Origin of the sequence: Roseateles sp. 22389, assembly GCF_052044995.1 — a bacterium.
Taxonomy (GTDB): Bacteria; Pseudomonadota; Gammaproteobacteria; order Burkholderiales; family Burkholderiaceae_C; genus Roseateles.
In genome coordinates this window covers 1-6142 of record NZ_JBQEOF010000017.1, presented here as the reverse complement: position 1 = coordinate 6142, position 6142 = coordinate 1, and the positions used below count along the sequence as shown (strand labels likewise).

Sequence of the window (6142 nt, the reverse complement as noted above, 5' to 3'; positions counted from 1 at the left end):
CCTCGTGCTCCCTGTGATCAGGTTCTTGCAGGACGACTACATGTCCTCGATCGGCTACGCCGAATGCAACGCCCTCAAGGGAAATCCCACGATCTGGTTCAAAGATTGGGTGAAAGACCCCGCCTGGTGTGTCCCGGGCAAGGATCTGGAATGGGTCCGCCATCAGGCCTCAGCACAAGGGCCGGGGGCTACATTTGCTCAGTGACGAGTTCGCCGCCACCGCCACACATCAAGCACATTAACGCGCTGCCGCGCGGTCACCAGGTGATTTGCCATGCTACGGCAGCAATTCGCTGGCGACCGCCCACGGACTTGGAGGCATACCTCAAGCACAAGTGCCGCCAGCGTTTCCGCGCCCAGGCCAGCCGCCAGCGAGACCAGCGCCGATGGCCAGGGCCGTACGTCCACTCGAGTTCGAGTCCACCCTCTGTAGGCGCCTGCTCGACGGCACTCGAGGACTGACACAATCTCGGATTTCGATGACACTGATCACTGGGCCTCAGGCCTAGCCACCAGCTTGGGCGGCGGTGACCCGGAGAGTTCGAAGAGACGGGGGGACAATGAGCGACTGGGACTTCCTGCACGAGATGCACGACCGAGGCTACAGCGCCGCCGACATCGCACTGGCAGCCGGCGTCGGGTATGCGCCCTGGGAAGAGGTCCACATCAGCAGGGAATGGATCGACGAAGAGCTGAAGGACCAGCCACCGGATCCCTCTAGGTCGCTGAAGTCGAGGGAGCCGTTCAAGAGTCGGGATGGGTACCCATTCTCCGTTTTGGAGCAGGCCGAGATCCTCGAGGACTTGGTCGACTGTGCCGAGCGCCATTTCACGAACACGGGCAGGTACCTGCAGGTGTGGGGAGAACTCGGCGAGATTTACGCGGAAGTGAAGTTTGGCCTGTGCCGTCATGGGACGCACCGTGCCGGTTCCGACGGGACCATCGACGGCAAGCTCGTCGAGGTGAAGACCATCTCACCTGAAAAAGGCGGCAACCAGGTGGTCGTCAAGAGTCACGGCGACTTCGAGCAGTTGCTGCTCGTGCGCATCGATGAGAACTTCACGTTCACCGGTAAGCTCTTCAATCGCAATGAGTTGGCGGGAGGCGCGGGGAAGTTTCTCAGAGCCCGACTGCGCGAAGGCATCGACGAGCCCTGAGCGGCAAGCGGGAGACGAGCGCGCGCTTAGCAGCGGTTGTGGTCCTTCGCGCCAAATAGCTGGCTTCCGGGTTCCTGCTAAAAAGCCGCCATTTGGCGGCGCAAAGCCACAGCATTTCTACCCTCTTTGCCGACCGGCGCATCGACCGCATGACAGTGCTCGCACATAACGGCATCGCCGTGTGGCTGGCCGCGAAACGCTTGCGCCAGGACTTTTCGTATGGCCTCGCGAGGTCACGCCGGACTAGATGCCACTGACACAGCCGCAGGTATAGACCCTAGTGCCCGGGTTCCCGCGCAGCGCGTAGAAGGCGACGGCGTAATCCAGATGCTCTGACGCGGTCGGTGCCTGCGCGATGCGCGTGGCTCGCGCGCGCGCCACGACTGCTGTCGTGGCAGTCCAGCGCAACTCGGTGCTAAGGCCGGCCGGTTTGGACGGACACTGCTTGCGCGTCTCAGGCCAGTTGCATGCCACGTTCGGCAGCGTGTGCAGCTGCGGTCTGGTCTGTACCGGAAGCGCCCCGCTATCGGGGCAACCCTTCGTTGAAAACTTTTCCGAGCGAATCCCTCTGGGGCCAGGTTGTGCAGATTGACGTCAAACAGCGCTGGCTCACAGGTCAAGTCGAAATCGGTAGGCTCCGTGGCACGCCACGAACGCGGATCACGCGGATGGAGCGTCAGTTCTGAGGATCCGCGGAACAGAGAACTCGCGGCCGACAAGGGCACGGGCCAAGAGGTAGTTGTCACGGGCACGGTCGGTAAGGACATTCATGTCCACGACGCCCAGGGAATCGCATGGAAAACTGAAATTCGACCCGCGATGCAGTGTCGAGAAAACGAGCTCGTAACCGGAGGTCGATTTCTGGGGGCTCGGCAAGTCCATGACTGGTTCTCCATCTAGCGGTCGAGACGTCGCCCGCCAGACGGATATGGCAAGTTTGACACCTTCCTTCCTAGCAAGGGTGTCGGTTAAACGTCGCTCTGGCGATTCGGGAGCCCGGCTCTCCCGTCCATGAGTAGTTCGACGCGGAGCTCCCATAGGCGCTTAGCGCTGGCACGCAACCGCTCAGTCGCAATCGCCCATCTGCGCCAGCCCAGGGCGAACGTACGACTACCCTCGCGACTCCGGACGAATGCCAGCCAAGCGCAACGCTCTTCCTGTGAAAGACTGGCATGTTCCTCGGTCGCATTGTCGAGTTCCAGTAGCAGCCTGGACATGGGTGAGGTCTCGATGTCAGGCATGAGCCTCTTTCATCGCGTGCGATCCGTGTAGTCCAGGCGCAGCATCCGATGCACGCGTGGCGCGGACAAACAACACTGGAACCGCGCTGTCTCTCAGCACCAACTCTGCATCTCGTCCGAGAAGCAGTTTGCTGAGCTGGCGACGGCCATGTGTCCCGAGCACGATCAAGCAGCACCCGCGGCTCATTGCCTCCGCCACGATGATGGATGCAGCGTTCGATTCGATGGTCTCGTGCAATGAATACGACACGGCAAGCCCACGGTCCTGCGCTGTCACGGCTGCTTTCGCCAGGAGCTCGTTGCCATACTCGCGAAGACTATCTCGATGCTGCTTGAAGTCGGCCGCGGTTTGCAGGAAGAGCGGCTCGACGTCGACCACATGCAAAAGAACGAGTCGAGATTTCAGTGCCATGGCAAGGTTCAGCGCGAACGCGAGCCCCGCGTCGGCGGCTTGGCTTCCGTCGATGGGAACGAGGATGGATTCATGCATTTCGAACTCCTTCATGTCCGGCACGAGTCGTGAACCGCTTATCGCGGTGAAATCGGCCGGTAGATCCGTGTGGTCGATATGCAAACGTGGTCGTCCGCCCTCGGCCGTGAACGTGTCGTTCGCCCGCTCGTCAAAAGTGATCTGCGAGGCGAACGCTGGGTTTTCTGGCACGCGTTTCACTCCATGCACCGGTCATGCGCTTTGGCGCAGGCAGCTCACGAACGCGGCAAAGAGAGACCTCTCGTTTGCCCCCTGCTGCCGGTACTTCGCCCATACATCGGCCAGAAATGGTGCTTGACCCAAGGCTATCGCCAAGACCCAGAACGCGACGCCCCACCCGAACCAGCCGACTGTCACAAGCACGGCGCCCAGCACTGCCCAAGGCGCCATTGAAAAGATCCAAAGGGGGTTCATGGTTATGCTCCTGCATGTCGCAGCTTGTTCTTTGGACGCCGTGCCGTCTGTGTGCCATCGCACGCACCTGAATTTGAGTTCGACCCCTTGGCGTCCTCTGCGCGCCGCCACAGATGGCGGCTAGACCAAGAACGATCAACCCGCGTTTGCCGGCTCGAGCCAGTAGGGGCGCTGTCCGTATCCACGGTGCAGTGCCGTTTCGTAATCGCGGTCGATCGTGCCGATGTCTTGGAAGCGGGGGCTAGCCCGCACGACCGCACGATCGACAGTCAGTCGAATCCGCTTGGTTGCTGGATCGATCTCGGTGAGCCAAAGGGGGCTGATCAACACACGCGGTCCGCCTTGCCACCAAGCGGACGTATCGACCAAGAGGTAGCGAAGTCTCCATGCGACGTCGTCGTAGATGAGATCGACAACGTTGCCCATACCTCTACCGTCCGAGATCAATTCATATCCCCGCAGGTCCTCATCGGACACAACGAGCAGCTGTTTCGAAGTCGGGACCGTTTGGCCGTAATGAAGCAGGGTGGCGCGAGTCTGTTGCGTGGATACGCCCTGCAGGGGATGCAAGGTGGGACTGGTCCTGACGGTGCGCTGGTTGACATCCATGTGCATGCTTCCGCGTTGGATCGGCTGGAGCAGCAGTGACGGCAGGATCAGGACCCAGCGACCGAACAGCCAGGCACCAGTTTCCAAAACAAGGAATCTGATTCGCCAATCGGCAGGATCGATGAGAGCCAGCCGCACAATTCCGACATCTCCGTCGCTGCCCGTGACCTTGCAACGGTGCAGGAGACTCAGGCTGCTCAGACGCGTGGGGACGTCCGGCATCTATCGCCTTCCAACCCGCGGGCGCGCTGGGACAACGACTGGAGGCGCCAGCGACGCGGGACGCTCCGCTTCGCGGGGCTTCTCTTGCCTGGGCTTCTTCAGTTCCTTGTTGCCATGTTGACGTTTCGCCATATGAAATCCTTCCACAGTTCAAGGCAGCGGGCGCGCACAATCCACCCGTCGAGGGACGAACGCATTGATGCCCGTGATGACCGCAGGCTGCGCCATTCCTCGCAGGGCGTCGGTACGCCATCGCACGTAGCAATCGGATATCGGCTGCCGCGCTCGTTCCTCACGGATCGGCCGCCGGCGCCAGCCGGATCTCTGGTCAACATTCAAAGGCGACGCAGATGGTGTCGATGCAACTCGCCCGCCAGAACCTCCTCCTTGCCGCGCTCTCGGACGAGGAACTGTCGCGATGGCTCCCCGACCTGGAAGCCGTGTGGGCGCCTTTGGGGCAGGTGATCTACGAATCGGGAGGGCATTTGTCCCACGTCTACTTCCCTACGACGTCCATCGTGTCTCTTCTCTACGTGCTCGAGGACGGCGGCTCTGCGGAGATCTCCGTCGTGGGTTATGAAGGCGTGTTGGGTGTGTCGCTGTTTATGGGCGGTCAGACCACTCCGAGCCGCGGCGTCGTGCAGAGCGCAGGGGAACTGCTGCGGCTGCGATCCGATTTCATGCTCACGGAATTCAACCGGGCCGGGAATGTGATGCATCTCCTGCTTCGCTACACGCAGGCTCTGCTGACGCAGATGTCGCAGACGGCGGTCTGCAATCGGCACCACTCCTTGGATCAGCAGCTTTGCCGCTGGCTGCTCCTGAGCCTGGACCGGCTCCACGGCAACGATCTAGTCATGACGCAGGACCTCATCGCCAACATGCTCGGGGTGCGGAGAGAGGGAGTCACTCAGGCGGCAGGTAATCTTCAAGATGCTGGGCTGATCAGTTACCGCCGTGGTCATATCAAGGTGCTCGACCGTGCCGGTCTCGAGCGGCGTACCTGTGAGTGCTACGCGGTGGTCAAGGCCGAGTACGTCCGCCTCCTGAGACTCGGCCCAAGGTGATCCGATCTCCTATGGCCGGGCTGGCGCCGGAATCGGACGCCTCGCCGAAGAACGAGGCGTACGCTCTGCTCGATCTGTGCTACTTCTCGACGCATAGGCGAAGGACGCTCACCTTCGAGAGTTCACTCTCCACCGGTTCCCACATTGCGAACCGATGTGCTTCCCGAGCATCAAGATCAGGCATGCTGCATGCGGCTGACCTCGGTCCAGCGCCGAAGCTATGGTTTGGTGGTTCTCAACCCCATAACCCGCAATGTGAGGGACGGGCTTGCGGTGCTGAAGGAATGCTTGTCAGGCCTCAGGCATTTCGAGCACGACTGGCCGGGAAGTTCTCTCTGCGTTTACGCGTTAGCGGGTTTCCTTACTGGTCGAACCGGGCTCACGTCGCAGTTCGCGCGGAGTTGGATTTGCCAGTGGGAAGCGGGCCATCCCGCTCCACATCAAGGCGCCACCATGAACAGCAGCACATTCGCTTCCCAATCCACTCGCCCCATAACCTCGAAGCTTGAGAACGAGAACGACGATCCCGTCGGTGATCCCGTTGCGAACCAATCGCCGGGGGACGCTCGTACCGGCGACGATGCATCGGACGAATCGAACTCCGGCGCCGAGCGAACCGGCAATGATGGCAAGAGGCGTTCGACGCAAGAGGACACAGAGGGCAAGCCGCAAGAGCTGCCTGAAGGCAGCGACGTGCCTCCGGACGACGATGCCACTGCACGTCCTGTACCAGATGCGGCAGGTCAGGCGCGGCGTGGAATCTCCGACGCGGATCTGCCGCAGTCCGCACGCGGCTGACCGGCGCTGCCGCAACACCCATCTCCTCTTTCGGCCAAGCCAGGGGCATGAGGGGCCGGTGGGCATCGGGCGTGCACGTGGCGATACGGCCCTCTGCGATCAGCCGGTCGTGAGCACGCGCAGGATGTCCGGATACCAGCTGCA

General features: G+C 61.5%; 5 protein-coding genes and 1 pseudogene. 4 read left to right on the top strand and 2 right to left on the bottom strand.

Annotated features, from left to right (window positions below; genetic code table 11):
* Together ACTJKJ_RS20325 and ACTJKJ_RS20320 are read left to right on the top strand one after the other, a co-directional pair.
* Positions 1-205, top strand: a pseudogene (locus tag ACTJKJ_RS20325) (hypothetical protein); the annotation flags it as partial.
* A gap of 355 nt (positions 206-560) precedes the next feature.
* Positions 561-1157 carry a DUF6998 domain-containing protein gene (locus tag ACTJKJ_RS20320; RefSeq protein ID WP_440821582.1) on the top strand — a complete coding sequence of 199 codons (597 nt, stop codon included), beginning with the start codon at positions 561-563 and terminating at the stop codon, positions 1155-1157.
* 1233 nt (positions 1158-2390) lie between these two features.
* Here ACTJKJ_RS20320 and ACTJKJ_RS20315 read toward each other — a convergent pair.
* Positions 2391-3068: a universal stress protein gene (locus ACTJKJ_RS20315; RefSeq protein WP_440821580.1), complete on the bottom strand. Its 678-nt coding sequence runs from the start codon at positions 3066-3068 to the stop codon at positions 2391-2393.
* A 369-nt stretch (positions 3069-3437) separates the two neighbouring features.
* Positions 3438-4133 (bottom strand): PRC-barrel domain-containing protein, encoded by a 696-nt coding sequence (locus ACTJKJ_RS20310; RefSeq protein WP_440821578.1) that lies wholly within the window; start codon positions 4131-4133, stop codon positions 3438-3440.
* Positions 4134-4483: 350 nt separating this feature from the next.
* Here ACTJKJ_RS20310 and ACTJKJ_RS20305 point away from each other — a divergent pair, with 350 nt between their 5' ends.
* Together ACTJKJ_RS20305 and ACTJKJ_RS20300 are read left to right on the top strand one after the other, a co-directional pair.
* Complete coding sequence (locus tag ACTJKJ_RS20305) at positions 4484-5200, top strand: Crp/Fnr family transcriptional regulator (protein WP_440821576.1); 717 nt, start codon at positions 4484-4486, stop codon at positions 5198-5200.
* Positions 5201-5653: 453 nt separating this feature from the next.
* Complete coding sequence (locus ACTJKJ_RS20300) at positions 5654-5998, top strand: hypothetical protein (protein ID WP_440821574.1); 345 nt, start codon at positions 5654-5656, stop codon at positions 5996-5998.
* Positions 5999-6142 lie beyond the last annotated feature (144 nt).

Coding starts and splice junctions, on each gene's coding strand:
- ACTJKJ_RS20305 (WP_440821576.1), top strand. CDS start 4,484: ATGGTGTCGATGCAACTCGCCCGCCAGAACCTCCTCCTTGCCGCGCTC.
- ACTJKJ_RS20320 (WP_440821582.1), top strand. CDS start 561: ATGAGCGACTGGGACTTCCTGCACGAGATGCACGACCGAGGCTACAGC.
- ACTJKJ_RS20310 (WP_440821578.1), bottom strand. CDS start 4,133: ATGCCGGACGTCCCCACGCGTCTGAGCAGCCTGAGTCTCCTGCACCGT.
- ACTJKJ_RS20300 (WP_440821574.1), top strand. CDS start 5,654: ATGAACAGCAGCACATTCGCTTCCCAATCCACTCGCCCCATAACCTCG.